General features: G+C 69.5%; 18 protein-coding genes. 4 read left to right on the top strand and 14 right to left on the bottom strand.

The genetic code is table 11. The features are described 5' to 3' along the window. The first annotated feature begins 12 nt into the window (after positions 1 to 12). Positions 13 to 2,322, top strand: coding sequence for an ATP-dependent DNA helicase RecG (gene recG / locus BLP62_RS02430; RefSeq protein WP_093005507.1), 2,310 nt, complete (start codon positions 13 to 15; stop codon positions 2,320 to 2,322). Then, positions 2,322 to 3,095, top strand: coding sequence for a hypothetical protein (locus BLP62_RS02425; protein WP_093005505.1), 774 nt, complete (start codon positions 2,322 to 2,324; stop codon positions 3,093 to 3,095). The genes recG and BLP62_RS02425 overlap by 1 nt, the downstream gene beginning before the upstream one ends. Here BLP62_RS02425 and BLP62_RS02420 read toward each other — a convergent pair. The 5 genes from BLP62_RS02420 to BLP62_RS02400 all read right to left on the bottom strand — a co-directional run bounded on the left by BLP62_RS02420 (position 3,049) and on the right by BLP62_RS02400 (position 9,581). Then, a complete protein-coding gene (locus tag BLP62_RS02420; RefSeq protein WP_093005503.1) occupies positions 3,049 to 4,038 on the bottom strand; it encodes a pectin acetylesterase-family hydrolase in 990 nt (329 codons plus the stop codon). The two genes, BLP62_RS02425 and BLP62_RS02420, sit on opposite strands and share 47 nt — an antisense overlap. 89 nt (positions 4,039 to 4,127) lie before the next feature. Then, positions 4,128 to 4,505, bottom strand: coding sequence for a CBS domain-containing protein (locus tag BLP62_RS02415; RefSeq protein WP_093005501.1), 378 nt, complete (start codon positions 4,503 to 4,505; stop codon positions 4,128 to 4,130). 87 nt (positions 4,506 to 4,592) lie between these two features. Further along, positions 4,593 to 7,427 (bottom strand): AAA family ATPase, encoded by a 2,835-nt coding sequence (locus BLP62_RS02410; protein ID WP_093005499.1) that lies wholly within the window; start codon positions 7,425 to 7,427, stop codon positions 4,593 to 4,595. Then, positions 7,402 to 8,523 carry a metallophosphoesterase family protein gene (locus BLP62_RS02405; protein WP_093005497.1) on the bottom strand — a complete coding sequence of 374 codons (1,122 nt, stop codon included), beginning with the start codon at positions 8,521 to 8,523 and terminating at the stop codon, positions 7,402 to 7,404. Before BLP62_RS02405 ends, BLP62_RS02410 begins: the two co-directional genes overlap by 26 nt. A gap of 44 nt (positions 8,524 to 8,567) precedes the next feature. After that, a complete protein-coding gene (locus BLP62_RS02400) occupies positions 8,568 to 9,581 on the bottom strand; it encodes a YibE/F family protein (protein WP_093005495.1) in 1,014 nt (337 codons plus the stop codon). Between the two features lie 58 nt (positions 9,582 to 9,639). Between BLP62_RS02400 and BLP62_RS02395 the strand changes: the two genes are divergently transcribed. Then, the gene (locus BLP62_RS02395; RefSeq protein WP_093005493.1) at positions 9,640 to 10,017 is read left to right on the top strand and encodes a zinc uptake transcriptional regulator; all 378 of its coding nucleotides are present in this window, start codon (positions 9,640 to 9,642) and stop codon (positions 10,015 to 10,017) included. On the opposite strand, the gene BLP62_RS02390 is transcribed toward BLP62_RS02395, so the two are convergent. The 9 genes from BLP62_RS02390 to BLP62_RS02350 all read right to left on the bottom strand — a co-directional run bounded on the left by BLP62_RS02390 (position 9,999) and on the right by BLP62_RS02350 (position 25,465). Then, entirely contained in the window at positions 9,999 to 10,403 is a 405-nt protein-coding gene (locus tag BLP62_RS02390) for a DUF4258 domain-containing protein (RefSeq protein ID WP_093005491.1), read from the bottom strand. The two genes, BLP62_RS02395 and BLP62_RS02390, sit on opposite strands and share 19 nt — an antisense overlap. Before the next feature lie 55 nt (positions 10,404 to 10,458). After that, entirely contained in the window at positions 10,459 to 11,073 is a 615-nt protein-coding gene (locus tag BLP62_RS02385; protein WP_093005489.1) for a ComF family protein, read from the bottom strand. After that, positions 11,054 to 12,046 carry an S-methyl-5-thioribose-1-phosphate isomerase gene (mtnA, locus tag BLP62_RS02380; RefSeq protein WP_093005487.1) on the bottom strand — a complete coding sequence of 331 codons (993 nt, stop codon included), beginning with the start codon at positions 12,044 to 12,046 and terminating at the stop codon, positions 11,054 to 11,056. The genes BLP62_RS02385 and mtnA overlap by 20 nt, the downstream gene beginning before the upstream one ends. A 10-nt stretch (positions 12,047 to 12,056) precedes the next feature. Next, complete coding sequence (locus BLP62_RS02375; protein ID WP_176758124.1) at positions 12,057 to 13,118, bottom strand: PQQ-dependent sugar dehydrogenase; 1,062 nt, start codon at positions 13,116 to 13,118, stop codon at positions 12,057 to 12,059. Positions 13,119 to 13,194: 76 nt separating this feature from the next. Further along, positions 13,195 to 13,320, bottom strand: coding sequence for a hypothetical protein (locus tag BLP62_RS14305; RefSeq protein WP_277621115.1), 126 nt, complete (start codon positions 13,318 to 13,320; stop codon positions 13,195 to 13,197). A 30-nt stretch (positions 13,321 to 13,350) separates the two neighbouring features. After that, entirely contained in the window at positions 13,351 to 13,767 is a 417-nt protein-coding gene (locus BLP62_RS13945; RefSeq protein ID WP_241374126.1) for a hypothetical protein, read from the bottom strand. Positions 13,768 to 13,885: 118 nt separating this feature from the next. Continuing rightward, the gene (gene tdh, locus BLP62_RS02360; protein ID WP_093005483.1) at positions 13,886 to 14,917 is read right to left on the bottom strand and encodes an L-threonine 3-dehydrogenase; all 1,032 of its coding nucleotides are present in this window, start codon (positions 14,915 to 14,917) and stop codon (positions 13,886 to 13,888) included. Between the two features lie 12 nt (positions 14,918 to 14,929). Then, positions 14,930 to 22,945 carry a translocation/assembly module TamB domain-containing protein gene (locus BLP62_RS02355; RefSeq protein ID WP_093005474.1) on the bottom strand — a complete coding sequence of 2,672 codons (8,016 nt, stop codon included), beginning with the start codon at positions 22,943 to 22,945 and terminating at the stop codon, positions 14,930 to 14,932. 924 nt (positions 22,946 to 23,869) lie between these two features. Beyond that, positions 23,870 to 25,465, bottom strand: a complete 1,596-nt coding sequence (locus tag BLP62_RS02350) for a hypothetical protein (RefSeq protein WP_241374125.1) — start codon at positions 25,463 to 25,465, stop codon at positions 23,870 to 23,872. 160 nt (positions 25,466 to 25,625) lie between these two features. Between BLP62_RS02350 and BLP62_RS02345 the strand changes: the two genes are divergently transcribed. After that, the coding region (locus BLP62_RS02345) for a transposase (RefSeq protein ID WP_176758123.1) at positions 25,626 to 25,925 on the top strand (300 nt) is incomplete at its 3' end.

Here is a 25,925-nt window from a genome sequence, read left to right as displayed (position 1 = left end):
CCTAAGGGTATCATGGAAGGCGTGACGCAAGAGGAGCTCAAGGCCAGGCTCCTCAAGCCCCTTCTCCGGGAGCTCCAGGACGGGGCCAGGGACCGGGTGGTGGTGGGGGGCCTCGAGGCCTTGGTGCAAAACCTCGCCCGCCCCTTCCCCAAGCTCCTGGAGCTCTTCCGGGGCTACGGGGAAAGGCCCCCGGAGGAGCGGAAGCGGGTCTTGCAAGAAGCCCTCCGCCTCCTGGAAGACCAGAACCCCCCTCAGGGCCCGGCGCAGGCCTCCCCCAGGAGGCTTGCCCCTTCCGACCCCGCCCACCTCCTCGCCCCCCCGCAAAGCCGGAGGAAGCTTTCCGAGCTCGGCCTGCGCACGGTGCGGGACGTGCTCCACAACTACCCCCGCCGCTACGAGGACCGCCGGGCCCTCCCGGGGGTGCGCTACCTGGAGGAGGGGCAGAAGGCCACCCTGGCGGTGAAGGTCCTCGCCAAGGAGCTCGTCAAGACCCCCAGGAAGGGGATGCAGCTCGTCCAGGTGAAGGCCCAGGACGCCTGGGGGTGGCGCCTCACCCTGGTCTGGTTCAACCAGCCCTGGGTCCTCTCCCAGATTGAGGAGGGGGCCACCCTCATCGTCACCGGGAGGGTGGGGCGGCGAAACGGGGTCCTCCTTTACGTGGAGCACTTTGAGGACGAGGGCACCGAGTCCCTCTCCACCGGGCGGATCGTCCCCATCTACCCCGCCAAGGAGGGGATCAGCCAGGCCTTCCTCCGCCGCACCGCCCACAGGGCCCTGGAGCTCGCCCTCCCCCTCCCCGACCCCCTGGAGGCCTACCGGAAAGACCTCGGCCTCATGCCCTACGCCGAGGCCCTGAAGGCCATCCACTTCCCCGAGGACGAGGAGGCCCTGAAGCGGGCCCTCCTCCGCCTGAAGTTTGACGAGTACCTCCTCCTGGAGCTCAAGGCCCTCCTGGAGGCGGGGGGGGCGGTGCTCGGCCGGAGCTTCCGGGTGGAGGCGGCCTGGGTGGAGGCCTTCAAGAAGGCCCTCCCCTTCCCCCTCACCCGGGCCCAGGAAAGGGTCATAGAGGAGATCGCCAAGGACATGCAAAGCCCCCGCCAGATGGCCCGCCTCCTCCAGGGGGACGTGGGCTCGGGGAAGACGGTGGTGGCGGCCTTCGCCCTCTTCCTCGCGGCCAAGAACGGGGCCCAAGGGGCCCTCATGGCCCCCACGGAGATCCTGGCCAAGCAGCACTACCAAAACCTCACCCGCTACCTCTTCCCCTTGGGGGTGAGGGTGGAGCTCCTCCTGGGCTCCATGACGGCCAAGGAGAAGGAGGCCGCCCTGGCCCGCCTCCTCTCGGGGGAGGCCCAGGTGGCCGTGGGCACCCACGCCCTCATCCAGGAGGGGGTGGGCTTTAGGGACCTGGGCCTCGCCGTGGTGGACGAGGAGCACCGCTTTGGGGTCCTGCAGCGCCGGGCCCTCCTCAAGCTGGCCCAGACGCCGCCGGACGTCCTCGTCATGTCCGCCACCCCCATCCCCCGCTCCCTGGCCTTAACCCTCTACGGGGACCTGGAGGTGAGCGTCCTGGACGAGATGCCTCCCGGAAGGACCCCGGTGAAGACCAAGGTCCTCCCCCACCGCCTCCGCCTCCAGGCCTACGCCTTCGCCCGGGAGGAGGTGAGAAAGGGCCACCAGGTCTTCGTGGTGGCCCCGGCCATTGAGGAGAGCGAGGAGCTGGACCTCAAGGCGGCCACCACCCTCTACGAGGAGCTCCAAGGCCTCCTCCCCGGGGTGCGCCTGGCCCTCCTCCACGGGAGGATGCCCGCCCGGGAGAAGGACGAGGTGATGGAGGCCTTCCGGCGGGGGGACTACGACCTATTGGTCTCCACCACCGTGGTGGAGGTGGGGGTGGACATCCCCAGGGCCACCCTCATCATCGTGGAAAACGCCGAGCGCTTCGGCCTCGCCCAGCTCCACCAGCTAAGGGGCCGGGTGGGCCGGGGGGGGCTACAGGGCTACGCCATCTTCCTCGCGGGGGAGGCGGGCCAGAAGACCTTAAAGCGCCTCAAGGTCCTGGAGGAGTCCACGGACGGCTTTTACATCGCCGAGATGGACCTGAAGCTCAGGGGACCCGGGGAGCTCCGCGGCACGCGGCAGTCCGGGTACCCCGAGCTCAGGCTCGGCGACCTCGCCGAGGACACGGGGATCATTGAGAAGGCCCGGGCCCTGGCCAAGGCCATCGTGGAGAAGGACCCCACCCTGGACCTCCCCGAGCATAGGGCCCTCAAGGAGGAGCTCAGGGCCCAGGCGGAGCGGGTGGGCTTCCGGGAAGTGATCTGATGCGGGCCCTCCCCCACCCCCACCTCCCCGCCTTCTTCTCCGAGGGCGGGGCCCCAAGGGCCAAGGCCCTCCAGGGCTACCTCCTCTCCCTAAGGGAGGTCTACGTCCGCTACGCCCCCCTCCCCCCGGTGCACCTCTTCGTCCTCTCGGAGAAGGACTGGCGGGCGAGGCTCCCCTACCCCTACGGCCTCCCCTTCCAGCACGCGGGGCCGGAAGGGCTTTCCGTCTACGCCCCCCTCGCCTACCCGGAGAGGCTCCTCCACCGCCTTAGAGAGGTCCTCCTCCCCCTGGGGCCGCCCCCGGGGGAGATCCCGGCCTTCTTGGACCTCAACCTGGGCCACGAGTACGCCCACGCCCTGCAGGTGGCCTGGAGGCTCCGCACCGGGGCCAGGTGGCTGGACGAGTTCTTCGCCAACTACCTCTTCCTCCTGGGCCTTGCGCCCCAAAAAGACCTCCTGGAAACCCTTCTCGCCTGGAGCCGGTACCTTTCGGGGCTGAAGCCCCAAAAGCGGAGCCTCTCCGCCTACGAGGGGAGGCGGGGCGGCCTGGAAAGCGCCCTCTGGTTCCAGGCCCACTTCACCCGGAAGGCGGAGGAGCTTCGGCAGAAGGACCAAGACCGCCTCCTTAAGGCCTTTTTGGCGGCGGCCCCCCTGGACCGCAAGAAGGGCCACCGCCTTCTCCTAGAGCTTTACCCGGAGCTTAAGTCCTGGTTCGCCGCCTTCGGCCTCAGGGGCGCACCCGGGGAGGGGTCTTCCCCTCGGCAAGGGCCTTGAGCCACTCCAGGAAGCTCACCTCCCCCACCTTCAAGGTGTAGAGCTCGGGCCGGGGGAGGATGCAGTGCTGGCCTCCCGGGGCGAGGTAGAAGGTGTAGTTGGGCGCCTGGGCCGGGGTTAAGACGGCCTCCTGGGCCGAAGCGGCCCACTCCCGGGCCGTGGCCTCGCTGGGGGCGGCCTCCCTCTTCATGAGGGCGTAGAAGTAGATCTGGGTCCCGTCCAGGAGGGTGGTGTACTGGGCGAGGACCGCCTTGGGGTAGGCCTGGGCCAGAGCGCGGTAGACCTCCGCGACCTTGGGCGGGGAGGAGAGGCCGGGAAGCTCGGGGAGGCGCGGGTTCCAGACGGCAAAGCCCGGGAAGTCCCCCGTGACCACCCCCACCCCGGCGTCGCCGCAGACGGCGATCTGGGCGTTTTTGTAGGTGGCGAGGACCTTGTCCGCCCAAAGCACCGCCCCGTAGGCCCCGGCGCTGCACCCCGTGACGAAGACCCGCTCGGGGTTCGTGTGGTTGCGGAAGACGTACTCCAAGGCGGCCTGGGCGTTCCGCGCCCCCTGGTGGTGGACCTTGAAGCCCCCGTAGTCCACCGTGGCCCGGCCCACGTGGAGGTCCCCCGTGCAGTAGGGGACGAAGACGTGGGTCCAGCCGAAGAAGGGGTTGGCCACGCTCATCCGGTTGTAGATGCCCTGGGCGAGGTAGAGCTCCTGCACGTCCACCCGCTTGCGGTAGGTGGGGCTTTGGGGGTTGCAGGTGGCCTGGTCCCAGCAGGCCCCGCCCCCCTGGAAGTCAATGACCACCTTTTTAGGGTCCCCGGGGCTCACGTAGAAGCGGTAGGGGGAGCCGTCGGCGCAGACCCCACCGGGCACCTCCACCGCCTTCCAGAAGGCCTCGAGGCCCTGGGCCAGGGCCAGGGTCCATAGGAGGACGAGGGCGATAAGCCGCTTCATTGTTCACCTCCGCCGCCATTCTACAGGCCTTTTTATACCAGGTCAAGGAAAAACCCCGGGAGGCTTCCCGGGGCCCGTGGCGGCCACCCTCAGAAGACCGCCTTGCGGAGGATATCCGTCACCGAAACGATGCCCAGCACCTCCCCCTGGATCACCGGGGCGCGGCGGATGCCGGTGTTGGCGAAGAGGCGGGCCACGTACTCCACGGCCAGGTCGGGGTTCACCGCGATCACGGGCTTGGTCATGATCTCGTGCACCTGGACGGTGGAGGGGTCCTTGCCGTAGGCGATGACCTTGTAGACGATGTCGGTTTCGGTGACGATGCCGTAGGCGTCCTCCTCGTTGCGGCGGTCCACGATGAGGGCGCGCAGGCCCGTCTCCTTCATGAGGTTGATGGCCTCCTTCACCGTGGCCGAGCCCTGGATCCTCACCACCTCGGTGGACATGATGTCCTTGGCCTTTTTCACGGCGCACCTCCTCACCTCAACCGGGCAAGCCCAGGATACCTCCCCGGGGCAGGGGCCCGCCAGGGACAAACGCCCCATGGGGTGGGCTCAAACCCACTCCACCCGGCTTCCCGAGGGGTGCTTGCGCACCCTAAGCCGGGCGGGGAGCCTCTCCGCCAGGGCCTCCACGTGGGTGACGATGCCCACGAGCCGCCCCCGGGTGGGGAGGGCCTCGAGGACCCCCGCCACCGCCTCCAGGGTCTCGGGGTCCAGGGTGCCGAAGCCCTCGTCCAGGAAGAGGGCCCCAAGCCTCCCCCGGGAAAGCTCCTCGGAAAGGGCCAGGGCCAAGGAGAGGCTCGCCAAGAAGCTCTCTCCCCCGGAGAGGGTCTTCACGGGGCGCTCGGCCTCCGTCCAGAGGTCCAGCACCCCGTACTCCCCTCCTTGGACCCGCAGGCGGTACCGCCCGCCCGAGAGGTGGGCGAGGAAGCCGTCGGCCCGGGCGAGGAGGTCCTTCTGCTTGAGGTCCAAAAGGTACTCGGGGAAGTTGTTCTCCTGGAGGTCCCAGGCGAGCTTCTCCCAGAGGGCCATCTCCCGCACCACCTCCGCCAGGCGGGCCTCCAGGGCCTGGCGGCGCTTTAGGTCCTTCCGCAGGCCTTCCAGCTGGACCTCCTTGGCGCCGATCTCCTTGCCGAGGTCCTGAAGCCTGGCCGCGAGGGCCTCCAGGCCCTCGCGGAGGGCCTTCACCTCCTTCTCCGCCTCGGCGGGGGAAACCGGGGGGAGAGGGGGAAGGGCCCGCAGGCGGGCCTCCACCTCCTCCCACTCCTTCTCGTGGGCCTGGACCCGGGCTTCCAGGGCCTGCCTCGCCTCCTCTGGGAGGGCGAAGGCCCTGGCCTCCTCCTCGGGCATGAGCCCCTGCACCGCGGCCTGGGCCTCCTCCAGGGCCTGGGCCTGCTCCTCCTTGCGGGCCTTCAGGGCGGAAATCTCGCTCTGGAGCCGGTGGACCTCCTCTTCCAGGGACTTCTGCCGCCCCTCCCGCGCCTCCAGCTCCCGGACCCGGGCCTCCAGGGCCTTCAGGTGCCGCTCCACCCCGAGGCCCCCCGTCTTCTCCTCCAGGTGGCGGTAAAGCCCCGCGGCCAAGGCGGCCTTTTCCTCCTTGAGGGCGGAAAGCCTCGCCTCCACCTCGTCCAGGGTCCCCAGGCCCTCCCGGGCCACCTGGTCCTTTAAGGCCTGGACCTCCTCCAAGAGGGCCTGCACCCGGCCCTTCCCTTCCCTGTAGGCCTCCCTGAGGTGGGAAAGCCTCTCCTCCGCCTTCCTGAGGTCCTCCTCCAGGGCCTTGGGGTCGGCGGGGAGGGGCTCAGGCCTGGCCTCCCCCAGGAGGCCAAGAAGGGCCTCCCGCTCGGCGAGGAGGCCTCCCCGCCTGCGCTCAAGCGCCCCCAGGCGGTCCAGAAGCCCCTTCCGCTCCCCCTCCAGGTCGCGGCCGGAGGGCCTTTCCGGAACCCGGTGGACCACCCCCCCGCAGAGGGGGCAGGGCTCCCCGGGGCGGAGGAGGTCGTGGTAGGCGAGGAGGCCCAGGCGGCGCTCCTCCCGCCGCAAGGCCTCCAGGGCCTCCCGCAAGGCCTCCTCCTCGGCCTTCAAGCCGGCGAGGGCCGCCTCCACCTGGGCCAGGCGGTGGGCCCAGGCCCCCTGGAGGCGGGCCTTTAGGCCCTCCACCTCCTCCCGCTGGGCCTTGCCCTGGCGCTCCAAGGCCGAAAGGGCCTCCTGGGCCTCCTTCAGCGAGGCCTTCCGCTCCTCCAGGCGCCGAAGGAGCTCCCGGGCCCTTTGGAGGGAGGCCTCCTCCTCCAAAAGCCGCTCCAGGCCCTCGGGATCGGGCGCCCCGGGAGGGAGGGGAACCCCTTCTAGGCCCTCCGGGAAGGCGGGGGCCACCTTGCGCCAGAGGGCCTCGAGGGCCTTAAGCCCCTGCCCCTCTTGAAGCCTCTCCCGGGCCTCCTTCAGGGCCTCGGGGTCAAAGGCCAAAGCCTGGACCTGGGCCTCTAGCTCTTCCAGGCGCCCTTCGGCTTGGGAAAGGGCTTCCTCCGTCTTGCCCAGGGCCTCCGCCCACCTCCTTCGCCGCTCCCAAAGGGGCAGGGCCCTCGCCGCCTCCTCGGCTTTGCGCAGGCGGTGGCGGAGGTCATCTATCTCCGGCCTCTCGGTGAGGAGCCTGGCCCGGCGCGCCTCCAGAAGGGACCTTTCCCGAACCCTTTCCAGAAGGCCTTCGGCCTCCTTCAGGGCGCCCTCCAGGCGCCTCTTTTCCCCCTTTAGGTCCTCCTCCTCCCGCCTCAGGGCCTCCAGGGCCTCCCCCAGGGCCTCCAGGGCCTCCGGCGTGGCCTCCTGAAGGCCCCGAAGCTCCCCCTCCAGGCGGTCCTTCTCCTCCTTGAGGCGGTCCCGCTCCTTGGCCGCCTTCTCCCGGGCCCGCTTCAGGCGGGAGAGCTCAAAGAGGTCCATGAGAAGCTGCCGCCTCTCCTTGGCCTCCCCCTTCAAGAAGCGGTCAAACTCCCCCTGGGGCAGGAGGAGGGCCCGGGTGAAGGCCTCGTAGGATAGGCCCAAAAGCCCCTCCAGGGCGCGGTTCACGTCCTCGAGGCCCTCCAGAGGGACAAGCCGCTCCCCCTCAAAGAGCCGGGCCTCGCTCTTCTTGCCCCGCACCCGCTCCACCCGGTAAAGCCTTTCCCCCACGGCGAAGGTGAGGCGCACCCGGGCCTCGCTCGCCGCGGGGTGGACGAGGTCCTTCACGTTCCGCCCCACCCGGGGAACCCGGCCGTAGAGGGCGAAGGCGATGGCGTCCAGAAGGGTGCTCTTGCCGCTTCCCGTGGGGCCGGTGATGGCGAAAAGCTCCACCTCGGAGAAGTCCACCTCCTGCTTCTCCCGGTAGGGGCCGAAGCCTTCAAGCTCCAACTTCCAGGGCCTCACGCTCCACCTCGCGAAGCACCTCCCCAAACCTGGCGAGAAGGGCCTCCTCCTTGCGGTTCCGCTCCTCCAGGTAGCGGCCGTAGGCCTCCACCAGGCCAAGCTCGGGGGCTTCTCCCCCCACCTCCTCCCTGGGCTCCCCGAGGGCCTCCAGGGCCAGGAGGTGGGGAAGGGCCCGGTAAAACCGCTCCTTCTCCGCCGGGGAAAGCCTCCCCTCCACCACCACCCGGAGGTAGCCGGGAAAGCGCTCCAGCTCGGAAAACCTTCCGTCCAGCTCCTCCTTCTTCAGGCGGAAGGTCCTAAGGGGCTTCCCCCAGCGCCCGGGGATGGGGTGCACCCGGGGAGGCCCGTTTGGGGGAAGCTCCACGAGGAGCGCCCCCCTCTTTGCCTCCTCCCCCTCGCCGAAGTCCAGCTGGACGAGGCTTCCCGCGTACCAGGCCAACGGGGCCTCGGAGACCTGCCCCTGGCGGTGGATGTGCCCCAGGGCCAGGTAGCGGGCCCCTAAGGGGAGGACCGAGGGGGGCACGGCGTAGGACCCGGCCAGGTGGAAGAAAAACTCCCCGCCCCCGGGCCGCACCCCCTCCAGGGCGAAGTGGGCCAGCATCAGGGGGCTTTCCAGGTTGGCCAGGACCCGCCGCATGGCCTCGGCGTAGGTGCGGTGGCGCTCCTCCGCCTCCTGCCAAAGCCGCTTCACCAAAACCCTCTCGGAGACGAAGGGCAGGAGGGCGGCCCGCACCCCCTGGACCTCCACCACCCCTCCCTCCTCCCGCAAAAGGAGCCTCCCCCGCACCGCCGCCCCGGCCAGGGCCAGAAGGGGGGAGAGGGCCTCGAGGCGCTCCTTGGGGTCGTGGTTCCCGGCGATGACCAAGGCGGGCACGTGGAGCTCCTTCAGACGCAGGAAAAACTCCACGGCCAAGGCCTCGGCCTCGGCGGAGACCTGGGGCCGGTCAAAGAGGTCCCCGGCCACCACCACCAGGTCCACCCTCTCCTTGCGCACGATCTCCAGGAGGTCCTTCAGAGCCTCCCCGATCTCGGGGGTGCGGTCTATGCCCTTCAACACCTTTCCCAAATGCCAGTCGGCGGTGTGCAATAGGCGCACGCCCCCATTCTACGCACCCCACCGGACGGGGGCCCCTTTGGGCCTCAGTGGACGTGCCCGGGGTCCCTTGGGGCCTCCCCCTTCCCCCCCTGGAAGAACCAGGCCGCCACCAAGGTGGTGAGGGGAACCGCCAAAAGAAGCCCCAAGGAGCCCAAGACCATGGCGGCGATCTCCGCGGCGAAGGGCTCGGTGTTCAGGAGGAAGCGCAAGGGGGTGGGGTCCTTGGTGAGGAGGAGGAAAAGGGGCAAAGACCCCGCGGCGTAGGCCAGGACCAGGGTGTTCACCAGGCTCCCGATGTGGTCGTAGCCCACCTCCATCCCCCGGCGGTAGAGCTCGTAAAACCCCAGGTGGGGGTTGGCGTGGGCCAGGGCCTGGACCACCGCCGCCTGGGTCACGCTCACGTCGGTGAGGGCCCCCAAGGCCCCCACCACCACCCCGGCCAGGAAGAGGGAGAGGAGGTCCACCCCGCCCCACTGGCGGAGAAGGAGGGCCTCCTCGGAGGCGAGGCCGGTGAAGCCCATGGCCCGGACGAAGAAGGCGCTCAAGGCAAGGACCAGAAGCACCGCCCCCAGGACGCCGAGAAGGGCCGCGGTGGTCTTGCGGTTGACCCCGTGGACGAGGTAGACGGTGAGGAGGAGCACCCCTAGGCTCCCCAGGAGGGCGTAAAGGAGGGGGTTCCCCCCGGAGGCCACCTTGGGCACCACCAGGTAGACCACCACCAGGAGGCTCAAGAGGGTGCCGATAAGCCCCCGCACCCCCTTGGCCCGCCCCAGCAGGGCCGCCATGAGGGCGAAGAGGCCCAAAAGCCCAAGAAGCCAGGGCATCCGGTCGGGCTCGGCCACGTAAAGCCTTCCCCCCTCCCGGTAGAGGACCACCCGCAGGCCCACCCCGAAGCCCCCGGCGTCCGTGGGGAGGAGGGCCTCCTCCACCCTCCCCTGGACCTCCACCTGGGCCACCCCCTTCGCCGGGTCCAGGGCGAGGATCCGCCCCAAGAGGTACTCCCCCGCCCCCTGGGCCAGGGCGAAGGACCAGAGGAAGAGGATCCAAAGGCCGCGCATGGGGCCACTGTACCCCAGGAGGATGAAAATTTCTTCTCAAGTTAGGTATCTTAAGGGCATGGAGCGCTCCACCCGCCAGCGGCGGGCCATCCGGGAGGCCTTCCTGGAGGCGGGCCGCCCCCTCTCCCCCCAGGAGGTGCTGGAGCTTGCCCGCAAGAAGGTGCCCTCCCTGGGCCTGGCCACCGTCTACCGCAACCTGAAGAACCTGCTGGAGGAAGGCTTCTTGGTCCCCGTGGCCCTGCCCGGGGAGCCCCCGAGGTACGAGCGGGCAGGCCAGGCCCACCACCACCACTTCCTCTGCCGGGCCTGCGGCCGGGTGTACGAGCTTTCGGGGTGCGACCTGGCCCTCACCCACCTGCCGCCAGGCTTCCTGGCGGAGGCCCACGAGGTGACGGTCTACGGCCGCTGCCCCCAGTGCTACTCCCAGGCGGGGTAGAGGTCCAGGGGCTTGGTCCAGCGCACCTCCTCCAAGGCCCGGTCGTGGCGGAGAAGGGCGGCGAGGCGCCGCCTGGAGTAGACCCGGTAGGGCTCCTTGGGAATGAAGGCGGTGACGATGTCCACCTGGCGGGGGGTGGCGTACTCCAGGACCACGTGGAGGGGAAGCCGAAGCCTTGGGGGGAAGACCATGTAGCCCAGGACCAGCATCCGCTGGTCCTCGGGGTAGATGGCAAGCTCCCTCCCCCACTCCAAGGCCCGGAGGACGTCCAGCTCCGTGAAGCCCTCCTGGAGCATGTGCTTGGCCACGTGGGGGCCCAGGCGGTAGCGGCCTTCCTTGAGGTAGGGAAGGAGGTCCGGGAGGCGGCGGAGGCGGGGTTTCTTCACGGGGAACCACCCCCTTACGCCCCAGTCTAGGGGAACGCCTCCCGGGGAATGTGGCCTAGCGGTAAGGCCCCAGGGCCTCGGGGTCTTTCACGGCGAGGAAGGCCCCGTAGACCCGGCTCGCCCCCGCGAGGAGGAGGGCCTCCTTGGCCCTTAAGAAGGTGGCCCCGCTGGTGAGGACGTCGTCCACCAAAAGCCAGGGGCCTTCCACCCGGAGGGCGGGGGCGAAGAGGTCCCCGGGAAGCTTATGGCGGGCCCGGCCCCGGGTGGGCTGGCTCGGGGCGTAGCGCACCCGGCGAAGGGCCCTCCGGTAGGGGAGGCCGAGGAGGCGGGCCACCTCCTTGGCGAGGAGCTCAGGGGGGTTATAGCCCCGGAGGAGAAGCCGGGGGAGGAGGGTGGGCACCGCCGTCACCCCACAGAGGCCCCAGCCCGCCTCCCGCACCCCTTCCGCCAGGGGGCGGGCGAGAAGGAGGGCGAGGCCGAAGCGGCGGCCGTACTTGAGGGCCCGGGCAAGCCCTCCCCAGCGGGCGTAGGGGCCCAGGTAGACCATCCCCTCCCGCGCCCAGGGCCTAAGCTCCCCCCGGCAGGAGGCGCAGAGGAGGGGCCGGTCCAGCCTCCCCCCGCATCCCGGGCAGGCGTGGCCCAAGAGCCCTTCAAGCAAGCCCCAAAGCATCCCGTAAGGCCTCGTCAAAGGGGGGGTAGAGGACTCCCTTCTCGGTGACGATGCCGGTGAGGTAGCGGTGGGGGGTCAGGTCAAAGGCGGGGTGGTAGGCGGGAAAGCCCAAAGGGGCGAGGCGCACCCCCTTTAGCTCCAGGACCTCCTCGGGGGGGCGCTCTTCAATGGGGATGCCCTCCCCGGTTGGGAGGTTTGGGTCCACGGAGGAAAGGGGCAAGGCGGCGTAGAAGGGGATGCCGTGGTGGCGCGCGAGGACCGCCAGGGCGTAGGTGCCGATCTTGTTGGCGAAGTCGCCGTTTAGGGCCATGCGGTCCACCCCCACGATGACCGCGTCCACCCTTCCTTGGGCCATGAGAAACCCCGCCATGCTGTCGGCGATGAGGGTGGCGGGGACCCCGGCCTTCATGAGCTCAAAGGCGGTGAGGCGGGCCCCTTGGAGGTAGGGCCTCGTCTCGTCCACCCAGACGTGGGTGACCCGCCCCTGGCGGTGGGCCTCGAGGATGGCCCCAAGGGCGGTGCCAAAGCCCCCGGTGGCCAAAGGCCCCGTGTTGCAGTGGGTGAGGACCTGGCCCCTTAAGACCCTGGCCCCGTGGCGGCTTATGGCCCCTTCCGTCTCCTCCACCTCCCGCCAGAGGGCCTTGGCCTCCTCTAGGCTTCCCTCCGCACTCCCCCAGTGAGGGCGCATGCGGTCCAGGGCATAGAAGAGGTTCACCGCCGTGGGGCGGCTTTGCCTAAGAAGGCGGTCCGCCTCCACGGGGTCCTCCCCCCGAAGGTGGGCCAGCACCATGCCGAAGGCCGCCGAGACCCCGATGGCCGGGGCCCCCCGCACCACCATGGCCCTTATGGCCTCGGCCATCTCCTTGGCGGTGCGCACCGGGACCCAGACCTCCTCGAGGGGAAGCCGCCTCTGGTCCAGAAGCCAGAAGACCCCTTCCCCCTCGTCCCACCGGAAAGGCAAGACCCGCTCCACAGGCCCAAGTCTACGCCAGGCGAATGACCCGGTCGTCCCCGGGGCGCACCCTGCCCCTTCCGTCCCGGTTGGAGGTGGTGACGTAAAGGGCCCCATCGGGGCCCACCTGGACCTCCCTCAGGCGGCCGAAGCCGGAAAGGGCGGTCTCCACCCGCGAAACCCGCCAGCGGCCCTTCTCCCCCTCGAGGACGAGCCTCAAAAGGGCCTGCCCCCGGAGGCCCGCCACGTAGAGGTCCCCCCGGAAGAAGGCGAGGTTCCCCAGGGGGAAGCCCTGGGGCCAGACGTAAAGGGGGTCCCGGTACCGGGGGTCGTTCCCCCTCCCCACCACCCTGGGCCAGCCGTAGTTCCCCCCGGGGACGATCACGTTCACCTCGTCGTGGCCAAAGCCCTCTTCCCCGCTTGGCCCGTGCTCGCTAGAAAAAAGCTCCCCGGTCTTTGGGTGCCAGGCAAGCCCCTGGGGGTTGCGGTGGCCGAGGCTATACACCTCGGGCCTCGCCCCCTTCCGCCCCAGGAAGGGGTTTCCCGGGGCGGGCTCCCCTTCCGGGGTGAGGCGGAGGACCTTCCCCCCCAAGGAGGCAAGGTCCTGGGCCATCTCCCGCTCGTAGACCTCCCCCGTGGTGACGTAAAGCATCCCGTCCGGGCCGAAGGCGATGCGGCCTCCCGAGTGGAGGCCGTGGGGCCGGGCGGGGATCCCGTCCAGGACCACCCGGTCCAAGACCCCCCTTTCCCCCTGGTGCCTCAGGCGCACCACCTGGTTCCTAAGCCCCCCTTCCTCCACGGTGCGGTAGGCGTAGACGTAGGGTTCCCGGGGAAACCTCGGGTGGAGGGCGAGGCCCAAAAGCCCGGACTCCCCCCGGTGGTAGACGGATAGCTCGGCGTAGGTGGAAAGCCTCCCCTCCTTAAAGAGCCTGATCCTTCCGGGCCTCTCCGCGATGAGCATCCCCCCGTCCGGCAGGAAGGCCAGGGCCCAGGGGACCTCGAGGCCCCCCACCACCTCCTCGGCCCTCAAGCCCTGGGCCCGGGAAAGCCCTAGGCCCAAAAGCCCCAAAAGAAACCGCCTACGGCTCAGCATGACCCCTCCTTGAGGAAGAGGCTACCCCAAGGCCGGGCCCCGCCCCAAGGGCGGGGCCCACGTTCAAAGAAGACCCCTACGGGCGCGCCGTCCCGGAAAGCCTAAGGAGGAAGCGCTCCGTCCGGTAGCGCACCGTGGCCTCCTGGGCGCTGGTGGCGTCCCCGGAGATCCTGGCCCCCACGTAGAAGGTCCCGCTCTGCAAGGCCTGGACCTGGGCCGCCGTGGCCTGGGCCTACCCCTCCACGCACACCGCTCCCGTGGAGAGGGCCGAGACCTCCTTGGTGCCCTCCGCCAGTTTGTTGGCTTCCTGGAAGAGCGTTCCCGCGTCCCCGCCCAGGTAGGCGGTGTAGGCCACACTCCCCTGGAAGGTGGCCCCCTGCGTTTCCGAGGTGAAGCACACCTTGTAGTCCAGGGTGGCCCCCGTGAGGTTCAGCCGGCTGTCGGGGGTGTAACGGATCTCCACGGGGCCCACCGTCTTGGGGTTGGGGCTGATCCCCCCCTGCCCCACCGTGAAGGTGCCCGAGAGGCCGGCGTACTCCAGGACGTTGACCGCGTAGTTGAAGGGGAAGCTGCAGGCGGCAAGCCCCAAAAGAAGCCCTGCCCAAAGCCAGCCCCTAACGAGAAGCCCATACCTCTCGCCCTGACGCATACCGCCTCCTTTCCGGGACCCCTGGGGTCCTTACTCCCATCCTCCCCAGGGGGGCTTACAAAAGCCTTAACGGGGGAGGGGAGCCACGCCCCCTCTCCCCTGACCCGGAAAGGCGGCTTTAGGCCCTAGGGTCCAGGATCACCTTCACCGCCTGGCCCGAGGCCAGGAGGCCGAAGGCCTCCCGGTAGCGGCTTAGGGGGAGGCGGTGGGTGATGAGGGGGCTTAGGTCCACCCTCCCCGAGTAGACCAAGGCGGTGCCCTGCATCCAGGTCTGCCAAAGCCTCCGCCCGGCGATGCCGAAGGCGGTGATCCCCCGCATGACGAGCTCCCCGGCCAGGTCAAAGCGGATGGGGTCGGAAGGGATCCCCAAAATCCTCGCCTCCCCCCCGGGGATGAGGGCCATGAGGCCCTGGTGGATGGCGGCCTCGTTCCCCGAAAACTCCAAAAGCACCTCCACCCCGCTTCCCGTCACCCGGCGCACCACCTCCAGGAGGTCCTCCTCTAAGGGGTCCACCAGCCGGTCGGCGTAGGGCCTGGCGAAGGCGAGGCGGTAGGGGTTCGGGTCGGAGACGAGGATGGGCCCCGCCCCGCTCGCCCGGGCCACCATGGCCGCCATGAGGCCGATGGGGCCCGCCCCCGTGATGAGGACGCTCTTCCCCGAGACCCCGCTTCCCGCGTAGACGGTGTGCACGGCGTTGCCGAAGGGCTCGAGGATGGCCGCCACCTCAAAGGGGAGGTCCTTGGGGTTCACCCAGGCGTTCTCCGCGGGCACCACCACGTATTCGGCGAAGCCCCCGTCCCGGTCCACCCCGAGGATCTGGGTGTTGAGGCAGACGTGGTAGTTCCCCGTGCGGCAGGCGGGGCAGGCGTGGCAGACGATGTGGCTTTCCAGGCTCACGTGGTCCCCCACCTGGGGGCGCTTCACCCCGGGGCCCACGGCCTCCACCACCCCGCTGAACTCGTGCCCGGTGACGAGGGGGGGCCTGATCCTCCCCCGGGCCCAGGCGTCCCACTTCCAGATGTGGAGGTCGGTGCCGCAGATGCTCGCCGCCTCCACCCGCACCAGGATCTCCCCCGGGCCCGGCTCGGGCACGGGGCGGTCCACCAGGGTTAGGCCCTCCTCGGGGGCCAGCTTGGCCAAGGCGCGCATACCGGGGCCATGCTACCACCGGTAGGCCGCGCCCACGCTGAAGCGGACGGCGTCGTTGGCCTCGAGGCTCAAGGAAACCCCCAGGGCCTCCGTGAGATCGTAGCCCAGGGCGAAGCCGAAGCGGGCGAGCCTCCCATCCCCCGGCAGGAAGGTGGAGGAGAGGGTGAAGGTGAAGCCGTCCCTGCGGTACTGGGCGGAGAAGGTCTGCTCTCCCCGGAGGTCCACCTCGTAGCCCAAGAAGAGCTCCGGGCTCAGGTACTTGCCGATGGAAAAGCGGGTCTCCTCAAGCCCTCCCCCCTGGAGGAGGGGCACCTGCACCTGGAAGCGGTCCAGGCCCAGGGCGCGGGAGAGTTCCCTCTCCAGCTGGCCCAGGACCAGGTTCTCCAGGGCCGCCCCCAGGGCCACTTGGGGGAGGGTTTCCGTGAGGCGGGCCACGTCCGGGGTCCCCAGGGTGAGGAGGGCGTAGATCTCAGGCTCGCTCAAAGGGGGCTCGGAGGCGAAGCGGGGCTCGAGGCGGACCTTGACCCGGCCCCCTTCCCGCAAGAACTCCCCCGTGGCCTCCAGGAACACCTTGTAGCCGCGGGTTTCCGCCTGGGCCTTCAGGGCGAACTCCGGGAGGAGGCCTCGGTCCGGCCGGAAGCGGAGGGAGCTCCCCGTGGGGTCTAGGGCGAAGAGGCTGTCCCAGAGCCGGAAGTTCCCCCAAAGGGGGGTCACCTCCCCCGTGAGGAAGGGGTCCTGGTAGCTTCCCCCCAGGTAGACCTCCCCCTTGAGTTCCCCCTGGGCCAAGCTCTCCTGGACCAGGACGCCCCGTTCCGCGTAGAGGCGCACGCCGTCAAAGAAGAGGGGCAGGGCCGCCTTGCCCTCCCCCACCGCCACCCCCTCCTGGAGCCTTTGGGGGCTTCCCTCGGGCAGGGCCAGGCGGGCCCGCACCACCTCGGCGTTTCCCGTGAGGCGGTAGGCGCCCTTCTCCTCGTAGAGGAAGAAGCCCTTCACGTCCAAAAGGCCCTCCTGCAGGTAGTACTGGGGGTAGGAAAGGGGCAGGCGGCCGTACCCCGCAAGGCGCAAGGGGAAGAGGGTGCCCTGGGCCAAAGCCTCCCCCAGGCGGATCTCCACCCCGTAGGTGGGGTAGCGGAAGGCCACCTCCGCGGGGGTGTCCTCCTTGAGGCCGGGGAGGGAGACGGCGCCCTTCGCCGTCACCCGGAAGCCGCTCAGGCTGCCCTCGAGGCCAAGCCTCGCCCGGCCCGGGAAGGGGGCTAAAAGGCGGAGCTCCCCTTCCGCCCTCGCCCCCCCGTTCAGGGAAAGGAGGCCCTCGGGCAGGTAACCCGCCACGGGCCCCAGGCGGAAGCGGAAGTCCCGGAAGTCCACCTGGAAGCCCTCGTCCTTAAGGCGCAGGACCAGGGTCCCCGAGCCCTCGGGGCGGTAGGGCTTGAGGGCGGGCACCACCTGGAGGACGGGGGTGAAGACCGTGTCCCGCAGGACGAGGTAGAGGTCGCTCCCCTCGGGGCTCCAGTAGCCCTTCCCCTCCCAGGTGCCCTTGCCAGAAAGATGGAACTGGTCCACGTAAAGCCGCTTCCCTCCGTAGCGGAGGGCCGCCCTACCCCGAAGCTCGTCCCCCCCTCCCCGGAAGACCAGGCTTTCCCCCACCAAGACCCCCTGCCCCCCCCAGGGGTCGGCGAGGGGCAGGCGGAGGCGGGCCTCCCCCGTCCAGTAGGCCTCCCCCTCCAGAGGCCCCGCCACCGCCGCGAGGAGGAGGTGCAGGGGGAAGGCCCGGGGGGAGGCCCTAAGGTCCAGCCTGCCCGCCTCGAGGTCCAGCCGGAAGGGGGTCTCCCCGAGCTGCCCTTCCCCCCGGGCGAGCCCCACCCCCAGGTCGCCGGAGAAGCGGAAGGGAAGGGCGGTCCCCGCCACCTCCACCCGCCCCGAGAGGGCACCCCGGGCCTCCAGGCCCTCCAGCCGAAGCCTCCCCGAAACCCTCCCCCGGAGGTAGGGGGCGTACCGGGCCACAAAGTCCTCCAAAGCGGCCTCCTCCAGGACGAGCTCCCCGCGCAAGGGAAGGAGCCTCCCCTCCACGAGGACCCGGCCGCCTCCGGCCTCCAAGACCCCCTCCACCCCGTAGCCCTCCCCGCCCACCCGGCCCCGGAAGCGGCCCTCCAGGGGGGGGAGGGGGAGGTCTACCCGGAGGTCCCCGCCCGCCGGGTAGGTGAGCCGCCCCGAGGCGTAGGGCCCCTCCGCCTCGAGGACCGCCTCCAGGAGGCGTCCCGTGAGGGTGAGGCGCTGGGGCCCGGCGGCGTAAGCGAGCCGGTAGGCCCCCGAGAGGTCCACCTCCCCCTCCAGCCTCCCCTCCCCCGCCGCCCACCAGGGGTAGGGGCCGTGCTCTCCTAAAAGGCCCAGGCGGTCCCCTTCCCCCAAGAGGGTGAGGGCCAGGCCGCCGAGGTCCAGGGAAAGCCTCCCCGAAAGCCTTCCCCCTCCGTAGCGGAGGCTCCCCTCCCCTTCCGGGCTCGTGAGGGCGAGGGAGAAGTCCTTTAGGTCCACCTCCCCCTCCAAGGGGAGGCCAAGGCCGGGAAGGCGGTAGGCGAGGCGGAGGCTTCCCCCCTCCCCCCAGGCCTCCACCCCTTGCGGGACCAGCGCGGAAAAGAGCCGCCCCCTGCCCCCCACCTCCCGCGCCCCAAGGTCCAGCCAAAGCCCCCCCACCGCAAGCCTGGGCCAGCGGAGGCGCACCGCCTCCCCCAAGACCTCCCCCTCAAGCTCCGGGACCCCTGGCCCCGAGAGGGCCACCCACCCTTCCCGGAAACCGAGCCTCCCCGCCCAGACCCCCTTCCAGGCCGCCTCCCCCTCCAGGTCCCCGGAAAAGGCGAGGCGGAGGCCCTCCCCGTTCCAGCTCCCTTCCACCTCCGCCCTCCGCCCCCAGGCCAAAAGCGTCCCCTCCAGAAGAAGCCCGGCCCAGGGCCCCTGGGCCTTCCCCGTGAAGGCCAAGGGCCCGTAGCGGAAGCCCGTGAAGGCGAGGGAAACCCCTTCAGGCCCCACCTCCCCCTTAAGCCCCTCCCCCTCCAGGGCCACCCGGAAGCCGGGGAGGCCCTCCAAGGCCAAGACCACCTCCCCCAGGCGGTACCTCCCGGAAAGCCAGGCCCCGGGGTAGACCCCCGTGGCGGAAAGCTCCCCCAGGCCCCGGGGCAAGGCCCCCTGGTAGCGGTAGGCCAGGCGGAAGGGGTTGAGCTCAAGCCGCCCCTCCAGGGGCAGGTCCGCCCCCTGGAGGTCCAGGCCGAGCCCCCGCCCGAGGAGGCGGAGGCCCCCGTAGGGGGTGGCGAGGGTCCCCTCCCCGGCCACCTCCCCCAGGTAGCCCTCCCGGGCGGCGTAGCGGTAGGCCCCCGTGAAGACCAGCTCCCCGTACCCCAAGCCGCCCTTCAGCTCCGCCCGAAGCCCCGGGCAAGGCCCCAGGGGAGGGGGCAGGCAGAAGCCCCCCTCCAGCCTCCCTTGCCAGGCCCCCTGGCCCTCGAGGCTCCAGGTGCCCCGGGCAAGGTCCACCCTCCCCTCAACCCCCCCTCCCGGCAGGGGGTACCGGAGGGCCAAGGCCCCCGAAAGCCCCTCCCGGTAAAGGGCCTCCCCCCGGAGGCGGGGGCCCAGGAAGGAAAGGGCGAGGGCCTCCCCATAGCGGAGGAACACGGCCTCCCCCAAAACCTCCCCAGAAAGCTCTGCCCTGAGGGGCCAAAGGGCCACCTCCCCGGAAAGCCTCCCCTCCTTCCCCTCCAGCACCACCCCGAAGGGGGCGTCCCAGGAGCCCTCCCCCTGGGCTTTTAGGCGCACGGGGAGGCCGAAGGGGGCCAGGTCCCGGTCCAGCCTCAGGGAAAGGCGCCCCTCCTTGAGAACAAGGTGGAACCCCTCCGCCTCCCCGAAGGCCTCCAGGGCCCGCACGTCCCAGGCCTCCCCCGGGCGGTAGGCGAAGCGGAAGGGAAGCCTCTCCCCCTGCCCCGCCAAGGCCCCCTCCCCCTCCAGGACCACCTTGGGGAGGGTGCCCGCCAGGCGGGCCCGGGCCTCGAGGCGGGCCTGGCCCAGGGCGTAGGCGTAGCGGGCCTCCCCCAAAAGGCGGAGGTCCTCCAGGGTGGCCTCCGCCTCCAGGCCCTCCCCCCTCAGGCGAAGGCCCAAGGGCCCCTTCCCCTCCCCCAGGAGGACAAGCCCTCTCCCCTCCGCCTCGAGGGCGCCCCGGTACCCCCCGGGCCCGTAGGCGAGGTCGGCCGCCACCCGGAAGCCCAGGACCTCCCCCTTCCCCTTGGCCCAGAGGGTCCACCCCCCCTCGCGGCGGGCCCCCAGGGCCAGGGGGGCTTCCCACCGGGCCTCAAAGCGCTCCCCCTCCCCCTCCAAGCGGAAGGGCCCTTCCTCCTCCAGGTACCGAAGCCCCCTCAGGCGGCCCTCCAGGAGGTAGCGGCGCCCCTCCCAGGAAAGCCGGGCCTGGCCCTGGGCGTAGGCCGAGGCGTGGCGCACCTCCCCTTCCCCCCTTAGGGCCAAGAGGTCCAGCCGGGCGGTGAGGAGGGTCTCCCCCAGGGCCTCCTCGGCGTAGCGGGCCCGGAGGTCCAAGGCCCCCAAGGGCCCGGAAAGCTCCACCTCCAGGCCCCGGTAGGCGAAGCGCCCCTCCACCTTCCCCGGGGGAAGGCGCAGGAGGCCCCCGCCCTGAACCTCCCCCAGGCCCTCCACCTCCCCCGTGCGCCAGTCCCAGGCGAGGCCCACCCCCCTCCTCGGGAGGAAGAGCCTCAGGGAGGTGCCCCGGTAGGTGGCCTCCAGGACCTCCCCGCCGTAGCCCAAGAGGGCCTTCCCCTCCCCCTCCCCCCGCAAGGAGAGCCTGGCCTCCGCCTGGCCCTCCAGGGGAACCCCCAGGGCCTGGGCCAGGGGGGCCACCTCCTTGAGGTCCAAGGCCACCTCCTCCCCCCTCCAGGCCACCTCGCCCCCTGGGAAGCGGAGGCGGAGGGAAGCCCCCTCCCCGTACCCTCCCTGGAAGGCGAAGGGAAGCCCCGCCCACACCCCCTCCCCTTCCCCCTGGAGGCGAAGGCCCTCCCCCTGGAAGCTCCCCAGGACCCGCCCCTCCTTGCCCAGGAGGGCCAGGGGCAGGTCCAGGCGCCCCCGGTAGCGGAGGCCTTGCCCTTCCAGGGAGACCGGCCCCTCCAGGCGGTAGCCCACCCCGCCCGCCGTCCAGACCTCTCCCCTGAAGGGGAGGGGCTTCTGGTAGGGAAGCCGGGCCTCCCCCGCCAGCTGGAAGCGCAAGTCCCCCCAGGGGCCACCCCCCTCCCCCCAGGCCTCCACCGCCACCCCCTCCCCAAGGTAGCGGGCCCGGAAGCCCAAGGCGGCCCCTTGAGGGGAGACCTCCCCCTCCCCCTCCACGTAGGGGCCGAGGAGGCGCACCCTGGCCCGAAGGAGCTCCTCCCCCAAAAAGGAGGCCTCCCCGTAGGGGCTTTCCAGGCGAAGCCTTCCCCCCTTGGTCCCCCAGGTGCCCCAGGCCTTTAGGGGAAGGCCCAGGGGGGCGAGGTCGTACCCCTCCGCCTGGAGGAGGAGGCTAACCCCCTCCCCATACCCCCCCAGGACCCTAAGCCCCGGGGCCTGGCCCAGGAGGCGCCCCTTTAGCCCTTCCCCAGCGAGGCTCAGGCGGAGGCCCGCCCGGGGCCAGAAGGCCTCCCCCCCGTAGCGGAGGCCCGGGAGGTCCGCCCTCCCCCGGAAGCGCCAGGGCCCGAGGAAAGGCGCCTCCCCCTCCCCGAGGAGGGCCAGGCTTCCCCAGGGCCCCCTCCCCTCCAAGGCCCCGTACCGGGTCGTCAGGCGGAGAAAGCCCCCTTTGGGGTTCCCTTCCCCCCAAAGCCTTCCCTCCTCCCCCCGGTAGCGGAAGGGGAGGTCCAGGCGGAAGGCCCCTTCCGGGAAGGAAACCCGCCCCACCCCGGGAAGCCCAAGCCCCTCCCGGTCCAGGCGGAAGGCCAAGGGGGGAAGCTCCAGCCCCTCGGGCAAGGGGAGGGCCAAGCGGCCCTCCACCTGGAGCCGGGGGAAGACCTCCCCCTCCCCCTCCAGGGGCCCGGAAAGCCTGAGGCGAAGCCGCTTCCCCTCCCCCAGAAGGCGGCCCTCAAGCCCGTAGGGCCCCCGCACCCAGGCCGAGCCGGAAAACCCCTCCCCAAGGGCCAGGTCCGCCCCTATGGACCAGGGGCCCAAGGCCGCCTCGCCCCGCAGGCGCAAAGCCTCCCGGTAGGTGAGGAGGAGGCCTTGGGCCCTCAGGCGAAGCCCCTCCCCGGGGTCGTAGGCCCCCGCCAGGGGAAGCGCCCCCAGGGGGGTCTGGAGGCGCCCCTTTAGGTCCGCCCCCAGGCCGCAAAGGGCCGCTTCCAGGTCCAGGTAGCGCCCCTCCAGGCGAAGCCTCCCCGAGAGGGCCCCCTCCCGGTACAAGGCCTCCCCGGAAAGGGTCAGGGCGTCCAGGGCCCGGATGGGAAGCCCCCTAAGCCTTAGGGCCAGGGCCCCGCCCCGGTAGCTCCCTTCCCCGTAGGGGCTTTGGAAGCGGAAGCCCGTCCCCTCCTGGCGCAGGGAAAGGGGAAAGGCCGCGTAGGGGGAGGTGTAGCGGAGCCTGGCCTCGAGGCGCCCCCCCCGGAGGCGGCCCTCCCCCTCCAGGCGCCCCACCACCAGGGGAACCGGGCCGAGGGCCAGAGCCAGGTCCTCCCAGGGGCCCTCCAGGGCGAGGGGCCCAAGCCGCCCCCCGACCCTGCCCCCCTCTCCCGCCACCTCCCCCGAGAGGTCCAGGGGCCGGAAGAGGGGCAGGCGCACCCCGGGGCTTTGCACCCGAAGCCGCCAGCGCCTCCCCTCCCCCTGGAAGGCCACCCGGGCGAGCCCCTCCAGGGGCCTGGGCCAGGCGGCCAGGCCCTCCCCCCGCACCGCGCTTCCCTCCCCGAAAAGCCCGAGGGCGCTCCCCAGGGAGTCCCGGTAGTCCAGGCGGTAGCCCCCGCCCTTCAGGTCCAGGGCCAGGGCGTAGGTGCGGTCAAAAAGGCGCCCCTCGGCCTCCGCCCCCAGGGCGAAGACCCGGTCAAAGGAAAGGCGTCCCCGGTGGCGAAAGGGCTCCCCCCAAAGCCGGCCCTCCCCCTGGAAGCCCCCAAGGAGCCTCAGGGCCTCCCACCCCTCCCCCCGAAGCCACAAGGCCCCGTCCCCCTCCACGGGGAGGGCGAGGCCGAAGTGCCGGGCCAGGGCGGGAAGCCTGGGGCGGCCTTCCACCTGGAAGCGGTAACGGGGGGCCTCCAGGTCCACCTCCACCTGGGCCTGTAGGGGCCCCTCGAGGCCCACCCCCTGAAGCCTGGCCTCCACCCGGTCCTCCCGGAAGGCCACCTCCCCCTTGACCCCGGTGAGGAGGAAGCCCACCAGCTCCACCACCCCGCCCTCTACCCGGTTCTCCCCCTCCAGTCCTCCGGGCCCAAGGCGCCAGCTCCCCCAGAGCCTGCCCCCTTTCAGCCCCTCGTAGAAGAAGGAAAGCCCCCGCACCTCTCCCTGGTAGCGCACCTCCCAGGCGGAGAGGTCCGGGGCCAGGGCCCTGGCCTCCCCCTGGAAGCTCCCCCCGGGGAGCCGGGCCACGAAGGTATAGGGGTTTTCCCCCAGTAGGGTGAGGCGGACGGGAGGCAGAAAGAGCCTTTCCCCCTTGGGAAGCTCCACCTGGGTCTCCTCCAAACGGAGTTGCCGGAAGACCACCCGGATGGCGGGGGGAGGCCCCGGTTTCTCCGGGATCAAGGCCTCCCAGGTGGGCCGGACCTTAGCCCCCCTTACCACCAGGGATACGGGAAGCTCCTTGCGAAGAAGTCCCAATAGATCATAGCCCAGGCGCACCTCCTCCGCCTCGAGGGCAAGCCCTTCCCCCTTAAGCACCACCCCCCTTAAGCGCAGCCCCAGGAGGAGGTGCCCCCTCACCTCCTGCACCTGGCCCTTAAAGCCCGCCAGAACCAGGCCCCGCTCCACGGCAAGACGCAAAAGGGAAGGCCAGGCCAAAAGGAGGAGGAGCAGGGCGAACCCCAGGAGGAGGAGAAACCCCCGCCGCATCCCTATTAGCATAGGCACCGGAGATGAAAACCGCGTGGCAAGGAGGGTGACGACTCCCCGCTCTAAAGAGCAGGGCTACAAGATACGGGCTACGCCCGTGACCACGGTTCGTGTAGAGCATTTACTGCCACCACAATCCCCGCAGGCTCCGCCTAAGCCTTTGCCAGGATGTTCTGTGCGGCCGCTATGTCCCGGTAAAGGAAAAATCGCCCTGTACCCAGAAGTGCCTTCCGCGTATTTAGCCTTAGGAGGAGGTATACGCCTTACAAAGCCTGTTCTAGACCTCTTCTTCCCCCAAGGGGAAAACCACATGTCCCCCGAGGAAGCCTTACATGAAGCCCTGCTCCTTTGGGGGGATGAGTGGACAGACCCCCTGGGTGAAGCTGTCCGAACACTTTAGCCAGCAGGCTGACAAGCCCGTAGGCGGCATTGGTCTTCACTGTCGGGGTGGCTCTCCCAGGACCAGGTAGATGCGCAATCCGCTGGGTGCCCTGGGGTCTTCCCTGACATACAGGTACCTGGAGGGGTCGTTCTCAATCTCCCTCGTAAACCTCTCGGGAGGTCTATCCGGCAAGCAGTGCCAGCTTATGTCTATGGGTACCTTCTGGCCCAGAGGAAGGAGTTGAGGCCCTTTCAAGCTGTACCGTGTGATTTCGGGGTAAGGTAAGGGGTCTGGGATGCGCACGGTTTGGCCTGGGGGGAGAAGTGTTACGAACTCCTCATTGCCTCGATCATAACTCCACATCCGCCACTGCTCCCCCATGTGATTCGTCACCATCACCCCCTGACAAACACCCCCGGCTTCGTACATCACGAACAAACTCGGAATACGCTCAGGAACAAACCCCGGGCAAGCGGTAAGCAGGAGGGAGAGGCCCGCAAGAAGCCCAAAAAACCCAACTGTTCTGAGGGACCTCATCTCTTTCACCTCCGGTACATGCCGTATGCTCCGCTGTAGAAAGAGCCCATATCGGTTACATTGACATACCGCCCTTGTGGTATGTCCCCCGCACCTTTTGTTGTCCACAGGAGGACACTGGCGGAAAACCAACCCTCGTGCACAATGTATGCCTGGGACATGGCGTAGTGGCCCTCAAGCCCCAAAGCACGACCAGTAGCATAGAGGGCAATAACAGGTTCGTTGTCCCGTCCAATCTTACCCCGCACAATGTCCCGCACACGCCAGGTGTGTTGGGAGAAGTCAATCAGGGAGATTGGTATACCTACGACAGTGAGTACTGACCCAGCATAAGCCAGGTTCACAAATGCCTTGTGGCTACCCCGCATCTCCCAGTTTTTCCCTTCTGGGCTGGCGTGGTAACTAATCCATGTGTTGGCCCCAGGAATCATATTGGTATCCCGGGTCATACCCTGCCCCATGAAATGCCAGGTGTCCGTGTAGCGGGCAATCCTGGGCTGGTAGTAGTTGATGCCATCCCGTGTCCCGAGGAGCACCGGGTCGAACATGATTTGGGCGAGCTCCCTTTCAGAGCTTGGCGGTCTTCCGTTCACGGTTACGAAATGCACATTGGGGCCGCTTCCAAACCGTTCCCGGTGGAAGGCGTACCAGTTGAAGAGCCGAACTATGGACATGGGGCCGCAACCGACATAGTCCAGGCGCATTAGCCCGCTAGGACCAAAATCCCAAGCACCCCAAGTACCGTCCGGCAGATAACGATATTCTGCTATTGTCTGCTCATTCCCAAACGGGTCTCCCTCTAAAAGACCATTAGCAATGTCGCATTTGTTTTGCGTGGAGCAATCCTGCGGGTCATTGGGGTTGTAAAGGCTGTCGTTGGCAATGTCGCCGTTGTAGCGGTTTCCCCTCACCACACTGGCATAGCCCATGCCAGCACAGAACCAGCCCATACACCAAGCCCGCTCGTTGACATACTGCGGGCTTATACCCCTGGAAGCCATCTGGGTTTCCAGGAGGGTCAAAAACCCCTCTACATCCAGACTGCCGTCAGGCAAGGTAAGCGCCCTTAGGGTCGGTACTCCGGTGCTCTGAGGGCTAAGGCCCTGTCCGCTGGCTTCGGCAAGGACCCTTGCCCAGTCTTCTTTCATCTTGTCCAGGATGCCGTCCTTTTGCCTCTGCTCAATGAGGGTCCGCTGTGCCTTTCTCCACTGCTCTACAACCGCCGGGTCCACCTCGGTCGCCGTGGTGGTATCCCAGATGCGCCCACTGCGGTCTTCCAGGTAGAGAACCCCGGGGGTGGGGCTGAGGAACCGCTTAAAGGAGCCTGCCCGGTCCCGGGTTTCCACTATGCTCTTGAAACTGCTGGCAGGGATGATGAAGGAGAAGAAGCTACGCTTATCCGTGGCCCCAACCGCAAAGAGGGCATGCTCTGGGTCCGGTGCACTCAGGGTTGCCCAGAACTCGCCAGTCCCAGGCCCCAATAGAATCAAGTGGTGTAGCGGCTTGCCAGACATATCGTAGACCATTTCCCTGGCAATCCTGTAGCTCTTCCCTTTTGCCGCCTGTGGACTAAGCCCGCTCGTGGAAACCTTCAGACCCACAGCAAGAGATTCAGCCAGAGCAGGAGGGATGGGGTCCCCATCCGAAGGGGATGCACTGGAGGGTTGAACCCCGCCCAACTGACAGGACGCCACAAGTCCGCTGAACCCTACAACCAGCCACCAGCGACCCGGTCGTGTAAGGATTTATGTGTAAGGGTCCGTGTTTAATAGGGGGGCACACCTTGGAACGAGGAGGTGCCCCGTGGACCAGGATACCTTGCGGATCTTGCTGAGGGAAGCGGTGCGGGAGACAGTAGCCGAGGTTCTGCAGACGGTTCTGGAGCTGGACCGGACAGCCTTCTTGCAGGTGCACGGGGGGCGCAGGAACGGCTACTACCCCCGCAAGCTGGAGACCACCTTCGGCCAGGTGGACCTGAAGGTCCCTAGGGATCGGGAATCTCGGTATTACCCGGCTTTCCTTAAGCCCTACGCCCGCCGCCTGGTGGACGTGGGGGAAGTA

This window comes from Thermus arciformis, from assembly GCF_900102145.1.
GTDB classification, from domain to species: domain Bacteria; phylum Deinococcota; class Deinococci; order Deinococcales; family Thermaceae; genus Thermus; species Thermus arciformis.
Note: the sequence above shows the minus strand (reverse complement) of the source record. Positions and strands in the feature narration are given on the sequence as shown.